The following is a 20,646-nucleotide window of genomic DNA, read 5'->3' on the forward strand; positions in this document are numbered from 1 at the left end:
AACCGCCTGATTGGGCGTCATCGTACTTATGTTTCAGGAGAGTTGGAGGAGTCCTCGGAGAAGGTCCCGGCTCTCGTCCGGCCCCGGGCTGTCCTGCTGCAGCTCCTTCAGTGCCGTCTCGTACTGGGCGACGTCCTCCCGCTTGTCCAGGTACAGGGCACTGGTGAGCTGCTCCAGGTAGACGACGTCCGAGAGGTCGGACTCGGGGAAGCTGAGGAGCGTGAACGCGCCACTCTCGCCGGAGTGCCCGCCGAAGCCGAACGGCATGATCTGCAGCCGCACATTGGGCCGTTCGGACATGTCGATCAGGTGCTGGAGCTGCCCGCGCATCACCCCGCGGTCGCCGTACGGCCGGCGCAGGGCGGCCTCGTCGAGCACGATGTGGAACTCGGGGGCGTTCTCCGCGACCAGGTACTTCTGCCGCTCCAGACGCAGTGCCACCCGGCGCTCGACGTCCGCCTCACCGGCGCCCTTCATGCCGCGCCGGACGACCGCGCGGGCGTACTCCTCGGTCTGCAGCAGGCCGTGCACGAACTGCACCTCGTAGACCCGGATCAGCGAGGCGGCGCCCTCCAGGCCGACGTAGGTGGGGAACCAGCTGGGCAGTACGTCCGAGTAACTGTGCCACCAGCCCGCGACGTTGGCCTCCTTGGCGAGGGAGAGCAACGAGTTGCGCTCCTGCTCGTCCGTGATGCCGTACAGCGTCAGCAGGTCCTCGACGTCCCTCGTCTTGAAGCTCACCCGGCCCAGCTCCATCCGGCTGATCTTCGATTCCGAGGCGCGGATCGAGTAGCCCGCCGCCTCTCGCGTGATCCCCCGCGTCTCACGCAGTCGCCTGAGTTGTGATCCGAGCAGCATGCGCCGCACCACCGATCCGGGCTCTCCCGCGCTCACGTTCGCCAGCCTCCCCAACCGTGTTTCAGGGGCCGAAGTCTGCCACTAAAACACTCCGAGCAGTACTCGTCCGGTTACGGAAACGGAATCGAGCCAAAGGAATCGTGCAGGATCATGCACGCGGTGGACCGGAATCGGCCTTCGAGGGAGATGAAGAGGAGGCGAAGAGGACGGAAAAATTGACCAACAAGCGGTACGGGCAGGTCCATTTCGGTCACGTGCACGTGCATCTGCCCTTGCATCTGCGGTACGCATCCGAAACCATGGTCCCCGCACCACCGCGCCGCATCGCTATGACCGCGAATTCCCGGGAGTGCCTCGCATGGGGACGAATGGATCGACCATGCTCGAGCCGTTACGGCAGGGCCTTCCGCCACTCGACCCCGCGGCCGTGTCGAACGCCGCCTCCTGCGCCCTCCCGCCCCGGTACGAAGCGGTGCGCGAGGCCCGCGGATTCACCCGCAGGACGCTCGACGGCTGGGACGCGGGGGACCGCTTCGACGACGTCTGCCTGGTGGTCTCGGAACTGGTCACCAACGCCCTGCGGCACGCGCTGCCCGCGGACATCCCGCGCCACGAGGAGCACGGTCCCGTACGGCTGCACCTGATGCGCTGGAGCGAACGGCTGGTGTGCGCGGTGCGCGACCCCAGTCACGACAGCCCGGTGGCCCGCGAGACGGACGACTTCTCGGCGGAGTCGGGGCGCGGCCTCTTCCTCGTCGACTCCTTCAGCGACAGCTGGGGCTGGCACCCGCTCGCCGGGACGCTCAACGGCAAGGTGGTCTGGGCGCTGTTCCGCATCTAGCCCGGCCCGGTCCGCCGCACGGCGTGCGCTTCGCCGGTCCGCGGCGGCGTCAGCTCGCGATCAGGTGGTCGAACTCGCCGTCCTTGATGCCCAGCAGCATGGCCTCGATCTCGGCACGCGTGTAGACGAGCGCGGGACCGTCGGGGAAGCGGGAGTTGCGGACCGCCACCGCACCGTCGGGCAGCCGCGCGAACTCCACGCACGACCCCTGCGAGTTGCTGCGCCGGCTCTTCTGCCAGGCCGCGTCGTGCAACTGCGTGGCGGCCATGCCGTTGTACACGTCGTACACGTCGTGGTCCACAGGTCGCTCCCCGGTGGCTGGTGCACTGGCTGATGTGGCCATTGATGCAGTGGTCAACTGATCCGGATCATAACCCTGTTCACGTGCGGATGCATGAGCAAATGCACGTGCACGCGCGGTGGTCCCGCGATTACAGCTTTGACGACCGCTTTACCGAGTCCTGCTCTCTACGACGCGAGCCCTCGGGAAGACGTTCCCGCATGTGCCCCCTAATTCGAAGAATATGCAACAACATGCGACACCGCCGGGGCGGCTCGTGACCGGCGGACCCTGGTGTTGTCCCCGGTACGCGAGGTGCGCTCGGGCTGGTCAGCGGGCGCCGTACGGCCACGGCGCCGACTCGTGCGCGTAAGTGATCGCCCCCGTCGGCGAGGGGGCCGAAAGGGAGGTCCCGGCCGGACCCGCGTGAGCAAGCGCACGCCGGGCATCTGCCCGGGGTCCGCACGTCCTCCTGGTAGCTTGCCGCTGTTCGTGGCCGAACCGGCCGTCCGGCTACAGCTTGGAGCTTCCGGTGACGCGGGTGACTGCGCAGAGCGTGGCGAGCACGGAGAACACGCGGGGTACGGCGCTGCCTACGGGCACGGACGTCCCGCCCGGAAGGATCGCACGGCGTCGGGCACGGCGTTCCGTGCGGGGCGCGGCGCTGGCGCTCGGGCTTGCGGGGGCGCTGGCCCTGACCGCGTGCACCGACGGCGGGTCCGACGACGGCTCGGGCGGCGGTGACACGTCCTCGGCGGCGCCCGGCGCGTCCGCGAGCGCGGATCCGGGCGGCGACGCGGGCGGATCGCCGTCCGCGGGCGGTGCCGGCGACCTGGAGGGCAGCTGGCTGGCGACCACCGACGGCCAGGCCGTCGCGCTGATGGTCACCGGCGACAAGGCGGCCCTGTTCACCACCGGCGGTGCCGTGTGCAGCGGTACGGCGGCGGAGAGCGCCGGCACCCGGACGATCCGCCTCAAGTGCACCGACGGCAGCGCCGACCGCGCGACCGGCAAGGTCGGCCGGGTCGACGCCACCTCGCTCACGGTGACCTGGGAGGGCGGGCTCGGCGAGGAGACGTACGCCAAGTCCGAGGGCGGGTCGATGCCGCCCGGCCTGCCGACGGCCGGCCTCGGTTCCTGAGCCGCGCCCGCCGCGGCCCCGACGGGCCCTACGGCAGCGGTCTGCGGTGCCCGACCCGGGCGGCGTCGGCCGCGCGGGTGCCCTCGGTCCAGCCCGCCGCGTCGCCGGCCCCGCGCAGCCGGGTCGTGGTCGTCTCCGGGAACATGCGCTCCGTGCGGTCGGTGACCGCGGCCTCGCGGGAGGCGAGCACCGGCAGGAGGTCCACGTCCGCCGCCGCGCCGGTGGCCGCGGACTCGGCGGTGGCCGCCTGTGCCGCGGCCCGCAGCCGGGTGCCCGCGCGGTGGGCGTAGGCGGCGAGGAACGACTGGCGGAAGGTCTTGGTGCGTTTGCGCCCCCCGGCCCGCTGCCCTGCCTCCGCCTTCGTCATCGCGGCCTCGGCCTGCACCAGCAGCGAGGTGTAGAGGAGTTCGACCGCCTCGAGGTCGGCCTCGAAGCCGACGACGGTGGAGAACCCGAAGGCCTCGTTCCACACGGCCCGGCAGTGGTTGGCGTCGGCCACCGCGTCCAGCAGCACCGCCTTGGCCTGCTCGTAGGGCGGCTCCACCCCGATCCGGCAGGCGCCCGGTGCGTCGGGCGCGGGGGCGTCGGCCGCCAGCAGCGCCTCGTCGACACTGTGCCGGGCCATCAGCTCCTGCGCCTTGGCGCTCAGCGCCTCCGCCTCCTCGGGGTACCCGGTCGCCTCCGCCTTGGCGAGCAGCGCGCGGATGCGGGCCGGGGCACGCGACTCGGGCCGGGCCTCCCGGCGCGGCGCGCCCGGCGGCTCCAGGGGCTCCAGCGCGGGCAGCCGCAACAGCAGCCGGTACAGCTCCAGTACGGCACCGGCCTGCGAGAAGCGGTCGGTGCGCGGCGCCGCCTGGTCCGGTACGTCGTTCAACTGGGCGGCCCAGCGGGGCCCGCGCGGGCGGTCCTTCGGCGCCTGGGCGCGGATCAGCGCCGCCACCAGGCGTACGTGCACGTCGTCCAGCTCGCGCCGCACGATCCGTACGAGGTCGGCGGGCTGCCAGCCGCGCCGCCAGGCGGTGGCGACGAACTCCTCGCCGCGCCGGGCCAGTTCCGCGTCCGCCTCCGGGTCGGCCGCGAGCAGGGAGGCGGCCGTGTCGAGGGCGTCGTCGGCGGTGTCGTACAGGGCGGCCTCGAAGGCACGGTCGACGGTGCTGGGCGTACTCACCCGGCGATGGTGCCACGGCCCGCGCTCCGTCTCACTCCGCGGAATTGGGCGGTCCCGTGCGCGCGGAGGTCCATCATGGCAAGCATGGTGGACACAACTCTGTACGCAGCGTTCCTGGTCGCCGCTCTCGCCCTGTGCGTGACCCCCGGTCCCGATCTGATGTTCATCGTGGCGATGGGCGGGCGGGGCGGGCCCACGGCCGGCGTGATGGCCGCGCTCGGTATGGCCTGCGCCATGATGGTGCACGCGGTCGCCGCGGCGCTCGGGCTGTCGGCCCTCTTCACGACCCTCCCCACGCTCTACCACGTGCTGCGCTGGGCGGGCGCGGCCTATCTGCTGTACCTGGCGGTGAAGGCCTTCCGGGACCGTTCGGTGCCGAGTGAGGACGGGGCGGCGCCGCAGGGCCCCGGGATGCGACGCGCGTTCTGGCAGGGCGCGATCACCAACCTGCTCAATCCCAAGGTGATCCTCTTCAACGTGGCGTTCCTGCCGCAGTTCGTCGACCCGTCGCTGGGGCACGTACCCGGGCAGCTCCTGCTGCTCGGCGGCACCCTCGTGGTGATGGGCCTCCTGTGGGACGCCTTCGTCGGGCTGCTCTCCGGGCGGCTGGCGAGCCTGCTCAGGCGCAGCGCCCGGGTGAACCGCTGGCTCAACATCGTCTCCGGGACGGTGTTCACGGGGCTGGCGGCGCGGTTGGTGGTGGCATCGCCGAAGTAGACCGAGGAAGGTGAAGAGGACGGAGAGGGTGTCAACCCAAGGTTGACACCTGGAGGGGGCGCAACCTACGGTTGACGCATGACGACGAATCCGAGCATCACGTCATCCGTACGCCTCGACGAGCTCATCACCGCGATCAAGAAGGTGCACGCGGAGCCGCTGGAGCAGCTCCAGGACGCCGTCATCGCCGGTGAGCACCTCGGCGAGGTGGCCGACCACCTCATCGGACACTTCGTGGACCAGGCGCGGCGGTCCGGCGCGTCCTGGACGGACATCGGCAGGAGCATGGGCGTCACCCGGCAGGCGGCGCAGAAGCGCTTCGTGCCCAAGGAGTCGGCCGACCTGGACGCGAGCCAGGGCTTCAGCCGCTACACGCCCCGCGCCCGCGAGGCCGTGATGGCCGCCCACCACGCGGCCAAGACCGCCGGCGGCACCGAGGGCCTGCCCGAGCACCTCGTACTCGGTCTGCTCACGCAGCACGAGAGCCTCTCCGCCAAGGCGATCGCCGCGCAGGGCGTGACCCTGGACGCGGTCCGCGAGGCGGCGACCGCGGCGCTCCCGCCGGCCTCCGCGCAGGTCCCGGAGCTGGTGCCCTACGGGCCGGCCGCCAAGAAGGTCCTCGAACTCACCTTCCGCGAGGCCCTGCGCCTCGGCCACAACTACATCGGCACCGAGCACATCCTGCTCGCCCTCCTGGAGCACGAGCACGGCGAGGGCGTCCTCAGCGGACTCGGCCTCACGAAGGAGGCCACCGAGAGCTACATCACCGAGGCACTGGCGCAGTTCATCGAGGTGACCCGGAAGAGCGGGGAGGGCGAGGAGGGCGAGAGCGGCGAGGCGGGCTGACCGAAGGCCGAGGGGGCCCGAGGGCCCGGCCGCGGAGCCGATGTCAGACCCGCCTGCGACACTCGCGGCATGGCCGAAAGGTGGGCGTTCGCGGAGACCGAGGACGGTGGCGTGGAGGTAGCGCCCCTCGGCCCGGACGGGCTGCCCGCCGGACCGGTGCGGCGCGAGCCCGACGCCGTGGACGCCGTGCGCACCAGGCCTGACGTCGCGCGATGGGTGTGGCGGTCCACCGCCGAGACGGTCCCGCGCCTGCTCGCCGCGGGGGTGCGGGTCGAGCGGTGCTACGACGTGGAGGCCGCCGAGACCCTCCTGCTCGGCCACGAGGGGCGGTACGGGGAGCCGCATTCGGCCGCGGCCGCCCTGGCCCGGTTGCGCGGCGGCCCGGTACCGCCCGACCCGCCGCAGCGCGCCGCCGAGCCCGGCGCGCAGTCCCCGCTGTTCGAGCCGCGCGAAGTCCACCTCCCGCTCACCGACCTGCTCGCCGTCTACGCCGAGCAGCAGCGCCGCCACGACCGCTCGGCGCACCCGGACCGACTGCGGCTGCTGACGGCCGCCGAGTCCGCGGGGATGCTGGTGGCCGCCGAGATGAACCACGCGGGGCTGCCCTGGCGGGCCGACGTGCACCGCGAGGTCCTGCACGGCCTGCTGGGCGAGCGGTATGCGGGCGGGGGCGAGCCGCGCCGCCTGGCCGAGCTGGCGGAGGAGGTGTCCGCCGCCTTCGGGCGCCGGGTGCGGCCCGACCTGCCCGCGGACGTGGTCAAGGCGTTCGGGCAGGCGGGTGTGAAGGTCGGCTCGACCCGCCGGTGGGAGCTGGAATCGCTGGACCATCCGGCCGTGAAGCCGCTGATCGAGTACAAGAGGCTGTACCGCATCTGGGTCGCCCACGGCTGGTCCTGGCTGCAGGACTGGGTGCGCGACGGACGGTTCCGCCCCGAGTTCCTGGCCGGCGGCACCGTCACCGGACGCTGGGTGACCAACGGCGGGGGCGGGCTGCAGATCCCCAAGGTGATCCGGCGGGCCGTCGTCGCCGACCCCGGCTGGCGGCTGGTCGTCGCCGACGCCGACCAGATGGAGCCGCGCGTGCTGGCCGCGATCTCCCGCGACCCCGGCCTGATGGAGGTGGCCGGCCGGGAGACCGACCTCTACCAGTCCGTCTCCGACCGCGCCTTCTCCGGCGACCGCGCCCAGGCGAAGCTCGCCGTGCTCGGCGCGGTCTACGGCCAGACCTCCGGGGACGGCCTGAAGAACCTGGCCGCGCTCAGACGCCGCTTCCCCCGCGCCGTGGCGTACGTCGACGACGCGGCCCGCGCGGGCGAGGAGGGCCGGCTGGTGCGCACCTGGCTGGGCCGCACCTGTCCGCCCGCGGCCGGCGCGGCCGACGGCGCCGAGGAGGCGGGGCTGCCGCAGGACGATCCCACCGGCGCCGGGGACCGCCCCCAGGAGTGGGTACCGGGGTACGCCTCCACCGACGCCCGCGCGCGGGGCCGCTTCGCCCGCAACTTCGTCGTCCAGGGCAGCGCCGCGGACTGGGCCCTGCTGCTGCTCGCCGCGCTGCGCCAGGCCTGCGCGGGCATGGCGGCCGAGCTGGTCTTCTTCCAGCACGACGAGGTGATCGTGCACTGTCCCGAGGAGGAGGCCGGCACCGTCGTCGCGGCGATCCGGGACGCGGCGGAGCTGGCGGGGCGGCTGACGTTCGGGGTGACGCCGGTGCGGTTCCCGTTCACGACGGCGGTGGTGGAGTGCTACGCGGACGCGAAGTGACGGGCGGCGCCGGGCCGCCCGGCACCGGCACCGGCCACACCCCGGCCGCGGCGGCGACGCCAGGCTGTGGCCCGGGCGGACCCACGGTGGCCCGCTCGGACCCGCTGGGACCCGCTCGGACCGCTGGAACCCGCTTGGGCCCGCTGGGACCCGCTCGGGCCCGCGGCGGACCCGCGGCGGACCCGCGACGGACCCGCGACGGACCCGCGACGGACCCGCGACGGACCCGCGACGGACCCGCGACGGACCCGCGACGGGCCCGCGACGGACGAGACTACCGGCATGGATCTGCTGTCTCTTCGCTACTTCCGGTCCGTCGCACGTCACCAGCACATCAGCCGGGCCGCAGAGGAACTCCGGGTGGCCCAGCCGTCGGTGAGCCGGACCATCATCCGGCTGGAATCGGAGCTCGGGACCCCCCTCTTCGACCGCACGGGCCGCCGGATACGTCTCAACGAGCACGGCGCCGCCTTCCTGGTCCGGGTCGAACGGGCGCTGGCCGAGCTGGAGGACGGTCGGCGGGAGGTCGCCGACGCCGGTCGCGGCGGCCCCGGGCGGGTCGCCGTCGCCGCCGAGACGCTGCTGCAACTGGCCGGTGTCCTGTCCGCGTTCCGTGAGCTGCGCCCCGGAGTGCGGGTGCACCTCTTCCAGGCCCCGCTGAGTTCGATGCGCCGCCATCTGCGCTCGGGCGAGGTGGACTTCGCCCTCGCCTCCCAGTCGCTGGCCGGCCCCGAGGTGTGCTCGACGGAACTGGCCCGCGAGGAGGTGCTGCTGGCCGTACCGCCAGGACACCCGCTGGCCGGCCGGGACCAGGTCACGGTGGCCGAGCTGGCCGACGAGGACTTCGTCAGCACACGCGCCGACCACTGGCAACGGGCGCTGTTGGAGCGGCTCTTCGCCCGGGAAGGGCTGTCCCCGCGCGTGGTCTGCGAGGGCGACGAGGCGGCGGCCACTCCCGAACTCGTCGGTGCCGGTGTGGGCATCGGCCTGATGCCGGCCGTCGCACGCCGGGCCCTCGGTGCGGACGGCCCGGTCCGCTGGCTGCTACTGGACGCCCCGGACTGCCACCGGGCCCTCACCCTGGTGTGGCGCCGGGACGCCTATCTCTCCCCCGCCGCCCGGGACTTCCGCCGGCTGGCCGGGGAACGGCTCATGCCCGGGGCGTCATGAGTACATGCCGGAACCGGTCGTGGACGTCATGAAAGGCCCGCCCCTAGCGTCGAGGACATCCACGGACACGGACTCGACCGACGGAGACAGCCGATGAGCCGGCAACACGACAGCACGGGGACGGACTTCACCACCTACGCGGAGGCCGTCCTCGACGTCCTGGCAGCCGCACCGTCCAGGGCGGTCCTGACGACCGCGGAGGGAGCCGTGATCAGCGCGGGGAGCCTGCGCGACCAGGTCTGCCGGCTCGGCGCGGAACTGGGGCGGCGCGGGGTGGGCCGGGGCGCCACGGTCGGCCTGCTCACCGGCAACAGCGCCGAAGGCCTCGTCGCCCGCTACGCCGCCAACCTGACCGGCGCGCGGGTCGTCGTCCTCTACGAGGGCATGAGCGCCCCGGTCATGGCCGGCATCCTGGCGAGCGTGGACGGCGTCCTGCTGCTGGTGGACGGCGGGCGGCACGCCCTGGCACGGGAGCTGCTGCCGCTGCCCGGTGTCCCTCCGGTGGTGTCCCTGGGCCCGAGCGACTTCGCCGAGGACGTACTGGCCGCGGCCGCCCGGCACCCGGCGCGTCCCCTGCACCCTCCGGTGGGGCCGGACGACGACTGGCGCATCGGCTACACGGGCGGGACCACCGGGATCCCCAAGGGCATCCGCATGAGCCACGGCTCCTACCGGCGCAGCCTGGAGCGCCGGCTCACCGGCGCGGGTGACCCGCCGCGCTTCCTGGCCTGCACCTCGCTCGCCCACCTCGCCGGGATCTTCGCCGACACGGCCCTCCTGGAGGGCGGTTCGGTCGTCCTGCGGCACGACTTCGACCCCGGGGACGTGCTGGCCACCGTCGCGCGCGAGCGCATCACCCACACCTGGCTGCTGCCGCCGCTGCTGTACCGGCTGCTGGACCACCCGGACGTGTCCGGCACCGACCTGTCCAGCCTGACCCGCGTCAGCTACGGCGGCACCGCCGCCGCACCGACCAGGCTGCGGCAGGCGGCCGAGCTGCTGGGACCGGTGCTGTACGGCCTGTACGGCCAGGCCGAGGCGCAGCTCATCACGGAGACCGGCCCCGACGAGCAGGAGCTGACCGGCCGCGAGGGGCACCCGACGGTCGGCCGGGCCGTACCCGGCGTCGAGATCGTCGTCCAGGACACCGACGGCACCGTCCTGGCCCCCGGGACACCGGGCGAAGTGCTGGTGCGCTCGCCCTACGCGATGCACGGGTACTGGAAGCAGCCCGAACTGACCCGGGAGGTGCTGCGCGACGGCTGGGTGCACACGGGCGACGTCGGCTACCTCGACGAGAACGGCTACCTCTACATCGTGGACCGCATCAAGGAGATGATCGTGGTCGTCGGAGGCCACGTCTATCCGGCGGAACTGGAGGCCCTGCTCCTGCACCACCCCTCGGTCGCCCAGTGCACCGTCTTCGGCAGCCGGGACGCGGAATCGCTGGAGCACGTCCACGCCGCCGTGGTGCCCGCCCCCGGACACGAGCCGACCCTGGAGGAGATCCGCGCCTTCGTCACCGCCCGCAAGGGCCGCCTCTACGCCCCCGAGACCGTGCACCTGCTCCCCGCCATCCCCCTGACCACGGTCGGCAAGCCGGACAGGCGCGTGCTGCGGTCCCTGCTGACGGTCTGACCCGCCCTCCCCGCGACACACGAAGAAGACCAGGCCGGATCAATCCGACCTGGTCTTCGCCCGAGCCGCCTTCGGGATTCGAACCCGAGACCTACGCATTACGAGTGCGTTGCTCTGGCCATCTGAGCTAAGGCGGCGCGCTGGTGCACCCATGGTGCGATCAGCAACGTCGGTAAGTCTACACAGTTTCCCGGGGTGCTTCGTACCGGCCCCGGACGCCCGGGAGCAGGGGCCGGTACGAGGGTTCCGTGCCGTCAGGAGCAGCGCTTGCCGGCCTTGGGCGCGGTGCCGCTCAGCAGGTACGTGTTGATCGCCGAGTCGATGCAGGAGCTGCCGCGGCCGTACGCGGTGTGGCCGTCGCCCTCGTAGGTGAGCAGGCGGCCGGAGGAGAGCTGGTCGGCCAGGGCCTCGGCCCAGCGGTACGGGGTGGCGGGGTCGCGGGTGGTGCCGACCACGACGATCGGGGTGGCGCCGGCCGCCTCGATGCGGTGCGGCTCGCCCGTGGGCCGCACCGGCCAGTAGGTGCAGTTCAGGGAGGACCAGGCGAGGCCCTCGCCGAAGACCGGGGATGCCTTCTCGAACTCGGGGAGGGCGTCGCGCACCTCGTCCGGGGAGGAGAAGGCGGCGGGGAGGTCGAGGCAGTTCACGGCGGCGTTGGCGAACATCAGGTTGCTGTAGCCGCCGTCGGCCTCGCGCTCGTAGTAGCTGTCGGACAGGATCAGCAGGCCCGCGCCGTCCTTCTCCTTCATCGCCGAGGTCAGCGACTCGCGCAGCTGCTGCCAGGCGCCCTCGTCGTACATCGCCGCGATCACGCCGGTGGTGGCGAGGGACTCGGTGAGCTTGCGGCCGTCGGCGTCCCCGGCGGGGACCGGCTCGGCGTCCAGGTCGTCGAAGAAGGCCTTCAGGTGCTTGCCGACCTGGTCGGGGGTGGTGTCCTTGTCGCCGAGGGGGCAGTCGGGCTGCTTCACGCAGTCCTTCGCGAAGGACTGGAACGCCGTCTCGAAGCCCGCCGTCTGCTCCAGGTTCAGGCGGCGCGCGGGCAGGGACGGGTCCATCGCGCCGTCCAGGACCAGGCGGCCCGTCCGGTCCGGGAACAGACCGGCGTAGGTCGCGCCCAGGAAGGTGCCGTACGACGCGCCGACGTAGGTCAGCTTCTCGTCGCCGAGCACCGCGCGCAGGACGTCCATGTCCCGCGCCGCCTCGACGGTCGAGACGTGGCGCAGCAGCTTCGGCGCGTCCGCTCCGCAGCCCTCGGCGAACTTCTTGTAGGCGCCGACCAGCTCGTCCGTCTCCTCGGCGTCGTCCGGGGTGACGTCGGTCTGCGTGTAGGCGTCCATCTCGCGCCCGTCCAGGCACTCGACGGGCTCGCTGCGGGCCACGCCCCGGGGGTCGACCGCGACCATGTCGTACTGGGCGCGGACCTTCGCCGGGTAGCCGATGCCCGCGTACTGCTGGAGGTAGCCGATCGCCGAGCCGCCCGGCCCGCCCGGGTTGACCAGCAGCGAGCCGAGCCGCTTGCCCGGTCCCGTGGCCTTCTTGCGGGCCACCGCGAGGCGGACGTCGCCGTCGGTGGGCTTGGCGTAGTCGAGCGGGGCCTTCAGGGTGGCGCACTGGAAGCCGGGGACGCCGCAGTCGCGCCAGCTGAGCTTCTGCTCGTAGTACGGAGCCAGCTCGGAGGGCGTGGCCCGAGGCAGGGCGGCCAGCGTCGCCGTCGCCGCCTCGGTGGAGCCCGCCGCCTCCGCCGCGGGCGAACCGGCGGACGTCGACGCGCCCCCGGCCGAGCAGGCGGTGGCGAGCAGCGCGGCGGCGAGCAGCGCGGCCCGGTGACGGGTGCTGCCGATGCGGGTCCTGCGGTGGGTGCGCCTTGTGTGCATCCGTCGAGCGTAACGCTCAGCGACCGTGCCATCGCGGTGCGTGGTGGCGTGTGCCTCGTACGGGTTACGGCGTCAACCGGGCGCTGCCCGGGGCGTCCCCGGGGTCCGTCCTCAGCCCGCTCTGAGTGCCATCGTCATCGCCTCCACCGCCAGCAGCGGGGGCACGTTGCGGTCGAGGGCCTCGCCGCAGGCCGCGATCGCCTCGATGCGGCGCAGCGTGGACTCGGGTGTGCTGCCGCGGGCGAGCCGCTCCAGGGCGTCCTGTGCGTCCGTGTTGGCGATGGCCACGCGGGTGCCGAGCTGGAGTGCGAGGACGTCGCGGTAGAAGCCGGTGAGCTCGGACAGGGCGAGGTCCAGGCTGTTGCGCTGCGTGCGCGCCTTGCGGCGCTTCTGGTCGGCCTCCAGGTCCTTGATCACGCCTGCCGTGCCGCGCGGGAGCCGGCCGCCCTGGGCCGCGCCCAGCGCCGCCTTCAGCTCCTCGGTCTCCTTGGTGTCCATCTCCTCGGCCAGCTGCTTGGCGTCCTCCGCCGCCGCGTCGACCAGCTCCTGGGCCGCCTTGAGGGCGCCGCCGATGTCCTCGACCCGCAGCGGCAGCTTCAGCACCGCCTGCCGGCGCGCCCGGGCCGCCTGGTCCGTGGCCAGGCGGCGGGCGCGGTCGATGTGGCCCTGGGTGGCGCGGGCCGCCGCCGCGGCGACGTCCGGTTCGATGCCTTCGCGCCGTACGAGCATGTCGGCGACGGCCTGGACCGACGGCGTGCGCAGGTTCAGGTGACGGCAGCGGGAGCGGATGGTGGGCAGGACGTCCTCGACGGAGGGGGCGCACAGCAGCCAGACGGTGCGCGGGGCCGGTTCCTCCACGGCTTTCAGGACGGCGTTGGCCGACTTCTCGTTCAGCCGCTCGGCCTCTTCGACGAGGATGATCTGCCAGCGGCCGTTCGCCGGTGAGGTGAACGACTTGCGGACGGTGTCCCGCATGTCCCTGGCGCGGATCTCGGCGCCCATGGCGACCACCGTGCTGACGTCGGCGTGGGTGCCGACCAGCGCGGTGTGGCATCCGTCGCAGAAGCCGCAGCCGGGGACGCCGCCGAGAGCGCGGTCGGGGCTCACGCACTGCAGGGCGGCGGCGAAGGCCCGCGCCGTCTGTGCCACGCCGGAGCCGGGCGGGCCCGTGAACAGCCAGGCGTGCGTCATGCTCGTCGACTGCGGCAGCGGGCCGGCGGCCGCGACCGCGGTGACGAAGGCGTCGGCGTCCCGGGCCGCGGCGGCGAGCGGCTCGCACACCTTCTCCTGCCCGACGAGGTCGTCCCACACGGTCATGGGTCACGCCGTCCTTCCGTCACACCGAGCCGGCCGTCGAGGCGGCCGCACCGAGCCGGTCACACCGATCCGGCCACACGGGGGCCGCCGCATCGCCGCGACGCCGATCCGCGTCGCGCCCCTCCATTGTGCGGGGCGGCACCGACAACGCGGCGGGGCGGCCGGGGCGCGGGCCCCGGCCGTCCCGGTACGCGGATGCTCAGCGCCGTCCCCGGCCCCTGCCCCGGCGGCCGCCCTCGTCGCCGTCCCGGCGGTCCGCCGCCTCGTCGTGCGGTCCGAGCAGCTCGTCCGCCAGCGTCGGCAGGTCGTCCAGCGGGGTCTCCTCGGCCCAGTCGGAGCGGCGCCTGCGGGACGGCGGCGCCTGGTCGGGGTCGATGCGGGGCAGCTCGCGCGTGCGGTCCTGGGCCTCCTCGGCGGGGCCGTCCTCCCGGAAGTAGCCCGGCGGGACCCGGTCGGCGGGGTCGTCGCCGCGCACCGGGGGCAGGACGGCCGTCTCTTCGGCGGCTCCCGGCGTCACGGGCGGCAGGACCGCCGTCTCCTCGGCGTCCCGCGGCTCCACCGCCGGCAGCACGGCCGTCTCGTCCGCCGCCGTGGACGGCGGCGGCTTGGGCAGCTCGGTCGTCACCTCCGGCTTGGGCAGCTCGGCCGTCACCTCGGATGCGGACTCGCCGGACGCCCGGCCGTCGCCCTCGGCGTCGTCGGCCCGGTCGTCGCCGGGCGTGTCCCGCACCGGCCGCAGGACCGCCGTGTCCTCCACCGGCCCGCCGGAGGCGTTGGTCGGGGTCACCACCGGGGTCGGCACGGTCGCCGCGTCCGTGGGGACGGAGGTGTCCGGCTTCGCGCGGGGTGCGTCCGCGGCCGCCGGGGCCGCCGGCTTCGGACCGGCGGCGGCCGCTGCGGCCGCCTGCTCCGCCGCCCGGCGTGCCGCTTCCGCCCGCAGCAGGGCCTCCTCGGCCTTGCGCTGCTTCTCCAGGCGCCGGGCCTCGGCCTCGGCCCGCAGCCGCTCCTCCTCCTCGGCCTGCTTGCGGCGCCGCTCCTGCTCGGCCCGCAGTCGCGCTTCCTCTTCGGCGCGCGCCTTCTCCTCCGCGAGGAGCCGGGCCCGCTCCTCCTCGGCCTTGCGGCGGGCTTCCTCGGCCCGCTGCCTGGCCTCCTCGGCCTGCCGCTCGGCCTCGCGCCGCTGCGCCTCTTCCAGCTCGCGCCGCTTGCGCTCCTCCTCCTCGGCGCGCACCCGCGCCTCCTCCGCGAGGCGCTCGCGCTCCAGGCGCTCTTCCTCTGCCTTGCGGGCGGCCTCTTCCTCGGCCTTGCGGCGCGCCTCCTCCTCGGCCTTGCGGCGCGCCTCCTCCCGGGCCTGGATCTCGGCCTCGGACAGCGGCAGCACCTGGTCGAGCCGGTGGCGTACGGCGGTGGTGACGGCCTCGGGCTCCTGGCCTGCGTCCACCACCAGGTAGCGCCCGGGGTCGGCGGCGGCCAGGGTGAGGAACCCGGAGCGCACACGCGCGTGGAACTCGGCGGGCTCCGACTCCAGCCGGTCCGGCGCCTCGGTGAACCGCTCGCGGGCGGCTTCCGGCGCCACGTCCAGCAGGACGGTCAGGTGCGGGACGAGCCCGTTGGTGGCCCAGCGGTTGATGCGGGCGATCTCGGTCGGCGACAGGTCGCGGCCGGCGCCCTGGTAGGCGACCGAGGAGTCGATGTAGCGGTCGGAGATGACCACGGCGCCGCGCTCCAGGGCGGGCCGCACCACGGTGTCGACGTGCTCCGCGCGGTCGGCGGCGTACAGCAGGGCCTCCGCGCGGTGCGACAGTCCGGCGCTGGAGACGTCCAGCAGGATGGAGCGCAGGCGCTTGCCGACCGGGGTCGCACCGGGCTCGCGGGTGAGCACGACCTCGTGTCCCTTGCCGCGGATCCACTCGGCGAGGGCCTCGGCCTGGGTGGACTTCCCGGCGCCGTCACCGCCTTCCAGGGCGATGAAGAACCCGGTCGCGGCAGGCACGGGCACCGGGTCGTCGCCGCCGAGCAGCGCGTCCCGCAGGTCGTGCCGCAGCGGCACCCCGGAGCGGTCGTCGACCTTGGCCAGCACCAGCGCGGCCAGCGGCAGCAGCAGCGCGCCGAGCAGCATCAGGACGAAGGCGGCGCCGCCGTGGGCGAAGACGAACTTGCCGTTCTCCAGCCGGTGCGGTCCGATCGCCGCGGCCAGCACGGGTCCGACGACCGCGCCGAGCGCCACGCAGACCCGGACGACCGCGTGCAGGTGCTCGGTGGTCCGTGCCCGGCGGTGGTCCTCGGTCTCCTGGTCGAGCAGCGCGTGCCCGGTGTTGGCGGCTACGCCCGCGCCGGTCCCGGCCAGCGCCAGGAGGAGCAGCACGGTCGTGTCGTCCGGGACGAGTCCGGCGGCCAGCAGGGCGACGCCGGCGAAGGCGATCGCCAGGGCGAGCAGCCGCCGCCGGGACAGGGAGGGCAGCAGGGCGGGGGCCGTGCGGATGCCGGCCACGACGCCGCCGGTCAGCGCGGCCACCGTCAGGCCGTACAGCACGGGGCCGCCGCCCAGGTCCTTGGCGTGCAGCACCGCGACGGCGACCGTGGCGGCCACCACCGCGGCGAGCGCGGCGCAGGCGAACACCAGCAGCGGCAGCACTCCGGTGCGGCCCTTGTCGACGGCGGTGCCGCTCTTGGGACGGCGCAGGCCCTCCAGCGGCGACCGCGCGCGCGGGGTGCGCATCGCGGGCAGCTCCAGGAAGGTCACCACGGACAGGGACGCGGCGAAGAGTCCGGCCGCCACGTACGAACCGAGCGCCGCCTGGTGCTCGGCGAACCAGTCGACGCCGGCGCCCAGCAGGTTGTTCAGGAGCCCCGCGACGACCAGCACCACGGCCGCGAGGGGGATGGCCACGAAGCTGGTGCGCAGCGACAGGCGGCGCAGCGCGTCCATGTGGTCGGGCAGCGGACGTACCGTCGCGCCCTCCAGGGGCGGGGCGGGCAGCAGCGCGGGAGCGGCGCTCTCGCGGCACACCGTCCAGAAGCGCTCGGCGACGCCGGTGACGAAGGCGGTCACCAGGAGGACGGCGAGCGCGTTGTCGGGCGTCCAGTCGATCCACAGCGGCGCCACGATCAGCAGCGCGGCCCGCAGCCCGTCGGCGCCGACCATGGTCCAGCGCCGGTCGAGCGGACCGTCCTGCGAGGTGAGCGAGGTCAGGGGCCCGAGCAGGACGGCGCCGAAGAGCAGCGTCGCGAGGATGCGTACGCCGAAAACGGTCGCCACTGCGAACGCCACGCCCCGGTAGCCCCCGCCGAACGAGCCCGCGCCGATCGCGGCCTGCACGGCGAGGAGGACCAGCACCAGCAGGGCGAGAATGTCGCCGACACCCCCCACGAGCTGTGCGCTCCACAAACGCCTCAGCTGCGGGCGGCGCAGCAGGGCGCGGACGGCGCGCTCGCGGGAGTCCGCGACCAGGGCGTCGTCCGGGGCGGAGTGAGGGGCCGTTGGCTGCTCGGCTCGCGTCATGCGTTCAGCCTATCGGTCGCCGCCGACAGTCCGGGATGCCCGGCCGAACGTACGCACGCCCCGACACCGAATTGATGCCGGGGCGTTCGTTTCGCGAAGAACGCGTAGAGCGGTGGAGGGGGCGCGGCGCCCGGCCGCGCCCGGGTTCTGAGCGGGGCTCAGTCCTCCGACGTCTTCGAGGCGGTCGCCTTCTTGGCTGCCGTCTTCTTCGTCGTGCTCTTGGCGGCGGTCTTCTTGGCCGTGGTGGTCTTGGCGGCGGCCGTCTTCTTGGTCGCCGTCGCCTTCTTGGCCGGGGCCTTCTTGGCGGCCGTCTTCTTCACGGCCTTCTTCGCCGTCTTCTTGGCGGGTCCCTTGGCGCGCTTCTCCGCGAGCAGCTCGTAGCCCCGCTCGGGCGTGATCTCCTCGACGCTGTCGCCGGAGCGCAGGGTCGCGTTGGTCTCGCCGTCGGTGACGTACGGGCCGAAGCGGCCGTCCTTGACCACGACCGGCTTCTCGCTGACCGGGTCGGTGCCCAGCTCCTTCAGCGGCGGCTTGGCCGCGGCCCGGCCACGCTGCTTGGGCTGGGCGTAGATCGCCAGCGCCTCCTCCAGCGTGATGTCGAAGAGCTGCTCCTCGGTCTGGAGGGACCGCGAGTCCGTGCCCTTCTTCAGGTACGGGCCGTAGCGGCCGTTCTGCGCGGTGATCTCGACGCCCTCCGCGTCGGTGCCGACGACGCGCGGCAGCGACATCAGCCGCAGGGCGTCGTCGAGCGTCACCGTGTCCAGGGACATCGACTTGAAGAGGGAGGCGGTGCGCGGCTTCACGGCGTTCTTGCCGGTCTTCGGGGTGCCCTCGGGGAGCACCTCGGTGACGTACGGGCCGTAGCGGCCGTCCTTGGCGACGATGGCGTGGCCGGTGGCCGGGTCGGTGCCCAGCTCGAAGTCGCCGCTGGGCTTGGCGAGCAGCTCCTCCGCCAGCTCCACGGACAGCTCGTCCGGGGCCAGGTCCTCGGGGACGTCGGCGCGCTGGTGGTTCTCGGCGTCCTTCTCGCCGCGCTCGACGTAGGGGCCGTAGCGTCCGACGCGCAGCACGATGTCGTTGCCGACGGGGAAGGACGACACCTCGCGCGCGTCGATCGCGCCGAGGTCGGTCACCAGTTCCTTGAGGCCGCCGAGGTGGTCGCCGTCGCCGTTGCCCGCGTCGGCCGCGCCGCCGCCTCCCGCGCCGTCGCCCTCGCCGAAGTAGAAGCGCCGCAGCCACGGCACCGACTGGGCCTCGCCACGGGCGATGGCGTCGAGGTCGTCCTCCATCTTGGCGGTGAAGTCGTAGTCGACGAGCCGCCCGAAGTGCTTCTCCAGGAGGTTGACCACGGCGAAGGAGAGGAAGGACGGGACGAGGGCCGTGCCCTTCTTGAAGACGTAGCCGCGGTCCAGGATGGTGCCGATGATCGACGCGTACGTCGACGGGCGGCCGATCTCGCGCTCTTCCAGCTCCTTGACCAGCGACGCCTCGGTGTAACGGGCCGGGGGCTTGGTGGCGTGGCCGTCGACCGTGATCTGCTCGGCCGTCAGCGCGTCGCCCTCGGCGACCTGCGGCAGCCGGCGCTCGCGGTCGTCCAGCTCGGCGTTCGGGTCGTCGGCGCCCTCGACGTAGGCCTTGAGGAAGCCGTGGAAGGTGATGGTCTTGCCGGAGGCGCTGAACTCGACGTCCCGGCCGTCGGAGGCGGCGCCGCCGATCTTGACGGTGACGCTGTTGCCGGTCGCGTCCTTCATCTGGGAGGCGACGGTCCGCTTCCAGATCAGCTCGTACAGCTTGAACTGGTCGCCGGTCAGGCCGGTCTCGGCGGGCGTGCGGAAACGGTCACCCGAGGGACGGATCGCCTCGTGCGCCTCCTGGGCGTTCTTCACCTTGCCGGCGTACGTCCGCGGCTGGGGCGGCAGGTAGTCGGCTCCGTACAGCTGCGTGACCTGGGCGCGGGCGGCGCGGACCGCCGTGTCGCTCAGGGTCGTCGAGTCCGTACGCATGTAGGTGATGTAGCCGTTCTCGTACAGCTTCTGGGCGATCTGCATCGTCGCCTTGGCACCGAAGCCGAGCTTGCGGCTCGCCTCCTGCTGCATCGTCGTCGTACGGAACGGGGCGTACGGCGAGCGGCGGTACGGCTTGGACTCGACGGAGCGGACGGCGAAGCGGGTGTTCTCCAGCGCGGCGGCGAGCGCGCGGGCGTTCGCCTCGTCGAGGTGGAGGGTGTTCGCGCTCTTGAGCTGCCCCAGGGAGTCGAAGTCGCGGCCCTGTGCGACACGCCGTCCGTCGACCGTCTGGAGGCGGGCGACCAGCGACGACGGGTCCGAGGCGTCTCCCGCGCGGCCGGTCGCGAAGGTGCCGGTGAGGTCCCAGTACTCGGCGGAGCGGAACGCCATGCGCTCGCGTTCCCGCTCGACGACGAGCCGGGTGGCGACGGACTGGACGCGGCCGGCCGACAGGCGCGGCATGACCTTCTTCCACAGGACCGGCGAGACCTCGTAGCCGTAGAGGCGGTCGAGGATGCGGCGGGTCTCCTGGGCGTCGACGAGCTTCTGGTTCAGCTCGCGCGGGTTGGCGACGGCGGCGCGGATCGCGTCCTTGGTGATCTCGTGGAACACCATGCGCTTGACCGGGATCTTCGGCTTGAGGACTTCCTGGAGGTGCCAGGCGATGGCCTCGCCCTCGCGGTCCTCATCGGTGGCGAGGAAGAGCTCGTCGGACTCCTTCAGCAGGTCCTTGAGCTTCTTGACCTGGGACTTCTTGTCCGCGTTGACCACGTAGATGGGCTGGAAGTCGTGGTCGACATCCACTCCGAGGCGGCGGACCTCGCCGGTGTACTTCTCCGGCACCTCCGCCGCGCCGCTCGGAAGGTCACGGATGTGCCCGACGCTCGCCTCGACGACGTAGCCAGGGCCGAGATAGCCCTTGATCGTCTTCGCCTTGGCAGGCGACTCGACGATGACGAGTCGGCGGCCGCCGTTCGCGGTCTCGCTGGTCGGGGACAACTTCGCTCTTCTCTCCGGTCGACGCTGGGGCCTTCCCAGGGCGTGGTCCCGGGTCGGGTCGTGCGGTGTTTCGATCGTGACGCTGCGGAGTGTGACGGTACCTCCCGCCCCCGTGTCAAACGGGAAAAGCCCGCAACGGCCACTCGAACGGTAACCCGACGAACCGTGTTCCTGCCGCCCGGAGTGCCCACCTGCCCCGGCCCGTGCATCCGGAGCGCGACCCCCCGGTTACCCAGGGGCGCTGCGGCCGGGGCCCGGATCCGGCCTCTCACACCTGCGTCAGGCACCAGGCCCCGACGGCCAGCGCGACCACGGCGGCGACGCTCGCGACGGTCGCCGATGCGACGGGGCTCACACCGAGCGCGACGGGCCGGCCGTGCCGCACCCGTGTCGCGATCCACACCAGCAGCCCGGCCCCGAACAGGGCGAACACCAGTCCCGCGAAGATCGCCGGTCCGCTCTCCATGGCCCTGTGCCCCTTTTCTACCGCCCGCGCGCATCCAGCCTCGGGGAGGCTGTCACGCGCGGGCG

Annotated in this window: 15 protein-coding genes and 1 tRNA gene; 7 read left to right on the forward strand and 9 right to left on the reverse strand. The window is 73.4% G+C overall.

Annotation, left to right across the window (positions count from 1 at the left end; all coding sequences use genetic code 11):
• Positions 1–33 precede the first annotated feature (33 nt).
• Positions 34–858: a helix-turn-helix transcriptional regulator gene (locus tag EV562_RS22140; RefSeq protein ID WP_133888844.1), complete on the reverse strand. Its 825-nt coding sequence runs from the start codon at positions 856–858 to the stop codon at positions 34–36.
• A gap of 379 nt (positions 859–1,237) precedes the next feature.
• Here EV562_RS22140 and EV562_RS22150 point away from each other — a divergent pair, with 379 nt between their 5' ends.
• On the forward strand, positions 1,238–1,699 hold the full coding sequence (locus EV562_RS22150) for an ATP-binding protein (RefSeq protein WP_133888587.1): 462 nt from the start codon (positions 1,238–1,240) through the stop codon (positions 1,697–1,699).
• Between the two features lie 49 nt (positions 1,700–1,748).
• Here EV562_RS22150 and EV562_RS22155 read toward each other — a convergent pair whose 3' ends face one another.
• Positions 1,749–2,000 (reverse strand): DUF397 domain-containing protein, encoded by a 252-nt coding sequence (locus EV562_RS22155; protein WP_059301673.1) that lies wholly within the window; start codon positions 1,998–2,000, stop codon positions 1,749–1,751.
• 628 nt (positions 2,001–2,628) lie between these two features.
• Here EV562_RS22155 and EV562_RS22165 point away from each other — a divergent pair.
• On the forward strand, positions 2,629–3,120 hold the full coding sequence (locus tag EV562_RS22165) for a hypothetical protein (protein ID WP_166661959.1): 492 nt from the start codon (positions 2,629–2,631) through the stop codon (positions 3,118–3,120).
• Positions 3,121–3,148: 28 nt separating this feature from the next.
• Here EV562_RS22165 and EV562_RS22170 read toward each other — a convergent pair whose 3' ends face one another.
• Positions 3,149–4,288 (reverse strand): DUF2786 domain-containing protein, encoded by a 1,140-nt coding sequence (locus tag EV562_RS22170; protein WP_133888590.1) that lies wholly within the window; start codon positions 4,286–4,288, stop codon positions 3,149–3,151.
• Between the two features lie 84 nt (positions 4,289–4,372).
• Between EV562_RS22170 and EV562_RS22175 the strand changes: the two genes are divergently transcribed.
• From EV562_RS22175 to EV562_RS22195, 5 genes are all read left to right on the forward strand, one after another.
• A complete protein-coding gene (locus tag EV562_RS22175; RefSeq protein WP_133888591.1) occupies positions 4,373–5,005 on the forward strand; it encodes a LysE family translocator in 633 nt (210 codons plus the stop codon).
• Positions 5,006–5,083: 78 nt separating this feature from the next.
• A complete protein-coding gene (locus EV562_RS22180) occupies positions 5,084–5,851 on the forward strand; it encodes a Clp protease N-terminal domain-containing protein (RefSeq protein ID WP_133888592.1) in 768 nt (255 codons plus the stop codon).
• Between the two features lie 69 nt (positions 5,852–5,920).
• Positions 5,921–7,612, forward strand: coding sequence for a bifunctional 3'-5' exonuclease/DNA polymerase (locus tag EV562_RS22185; RefSeq protein WP_133888593.1), 1,692 nt, complete (start codon positions 5,921–5,923; stop codon positions 7,610–7,612).
• Positions 7,613–7,894: 282 nt separating this feature from the next.
• Complete coding sequence (locus EV562_RS22190; RefSeq protein WP_133888594.1) at positions 7,895–8,782, forward strand: LysR family transcriptional regulator; 888 nt, start codon at positions 7,895–7,897, stop codon at positions 8,780–8,782.
• Positions 8,783–8,875: 93 nt separating this feature from the next.
• Positions 8,876–10,420 (forward strand): AMP-binding protein, encoded by a 1,545-nt coding sequence (locus tag EV562_RS22195; protein WP_133888595.1) that lies wholly within the window; start codon positions 8,876–8,878, stop codon positions 10,418–10,420.
• A gap of 63 nt (positions 10,421–10,483) precedes the next feature.
• Here the strand turns inward: EV562_RS22195 and EV562_RS22200 are convergent.
• The 6 genes from EV562_RS22200 to EV562_RS22225 all read right to left on the reverse strand — a co-directional run bounded on the left by EV562_RS22200 (position 10,484) and on the right by EV562_RS22225 (position 20,581).
• A tRNA-Thr gene (locus EV562_RS22200) sits at positions 10,484–10,557 on the reverse strand.
• A gap of 117 nt (positions 10,558–10,674) precedes the next feature.
• Positions 10,675–12,294 carry an alpha/beta hydrolase gene (locus EV562_RS22205; protein ID WP_133888596.1) on the reverse strand — a complete coding sequence of 540 codons (1,620 nt, stop codon included), beginning with the start codon at positions 12,292–12,294 and terminating at the stop codon, positions 10,675–10,677.
• A 111-nt stretch (positions 12,295–12,405) separates the two neighbouring features.
• Entirely contained in the window at positions 12,406–13,611 is a 1,206-nt protein-coding gene (locus EV562_RS22210) for a DNA polymerase III subunit delta' (RefSeq protein ID WP_133888597.1), read from the reverse strand.
• Positions 13,612–13,810: 199 nt separating this feature from the next.
• Positions 13,811–17,110 carry a dTMP kinase gene (gene tmk / locus EV562_RS22215; RefSeq protein WP_133888598.1) on the reverse strand — a complete coding sequence of 1,100 codons (3,300 nt, stop codon included), beginning with the start codon at positions 17,108–17,110 and terminating at the stop codon, positions 13,811–13,813.
• Between the two features lie 158 nt (positions 17,111–17,268).
• Entirely contained in the window at positions 17,269–20,115 is a 2,847-nt protein-coding gene (gene topA, locus EV562_RS22220; protein WP_133888599.1) for a type I DNA topoisomerase, read from the reverse strand.
• A 268-nt stretch (positions 20,116–20,383) separates the two neighbouring features.
• Complete coding sequence (locus EV562_RS22225) at positions 20,384–20,581, reverse strand: hypothetical protein (RefSeq protein ID WP_133888600.1); 198 nt, start codon at positions 20,579–20,581, stop codon at positions 20,384–20,386.
• Positions 20,582–20,646: the final 65 nt, after the last annotated feature.

The sequence above is a fragment of the Streptomyces sp. BK208 genome (assembly GCF_004364245.1).
GTDB lineage: Bacteria > Actinomycetota > Actinomycetes > Streptomycetales > Streptomycetaceae > Streptomyces.

Excerpts from the sequence above, each read along its gene's own strand:
- EV562_RS22195 (WP_133888595.1), top strand. The coding sequence starts at position 8,876 with ATGAGCCGGCAACACGACAGCACGGGGACGGACTTCACCACCTACGCG.
- EV562_RS22210 (WP_133888597.1), bottom strand. The coding sequence starts at position 13,611 with ATGACCGTGTGGGACGACCTCGTCGGGCAGGAGAAGGTGTGCGAGCCG.
- EV562_RS22180 (WP_133888592.1), top strand. The coding sequence starts at position 5,084 with ATGACGACGAATCCGAGCATCACGTCATCCGTACGCCTCGACGAGCTC.
- EV562_RS22185 (WP_133888593.1), top strand. The coding sequence starts at position 5,921 with ATGGCCGAAAGGTGGGCGTTCGCGGAGACCGAGGACGGTGGCGTGGAG.
- EV562_RS22225 (WP_133888600.1), bottom strand. The coding sequence starts at position 20,581 with ATGGAGAGCGGACCGGCGATCTTCGCGGGACTGGTGTTCGCCCTGTTC.
- tmk (WP_133888598.1), bottom strand. The coding sequence starts at position 17,110 with ATGACGCGAGCCGAGCAGCCAACGGCCCCTCACTCCGCCCCGGACGAC.
- EV562_RS22140 (WP_133888844.1), bottom strand. The coding sequence starts at position 858 with ATGCTGCTCGGATCACAACTCAGGCGACTGCGTGAGACGCGGGGGATC.
- EV562_RS22205 (WP_133888596.1), bottom strand. The coding sequence starts at position 12,294 with ATGCACACAAGGCGCACCCACCGCAGGACCCGCATCGGCAGCACCCGT.
- EV562_RS22190 (WP_133888594.1), top strand. The coding sequence starts at position 7,895 with ATGGATCTGCTGTCTCTTCGCTACTTCCGGTCCGTCGCACGTCACCAG.
- EV562_RS22175 (WP_133888591.1), top strand. The coding sequence starts at position 4,373 with ATGGTGGACACAACTCTGTACGCAGCGTTCCTGGTCGCCGCTCTCGCC.
- EV562_RS22150 (WP_133888587.1), top strand. The coding sequence starts at position 1,238 with ATGCTCGAGCCGTTACGGCAGGGCCTTCCGCCACTCGACCCCGCGGCC.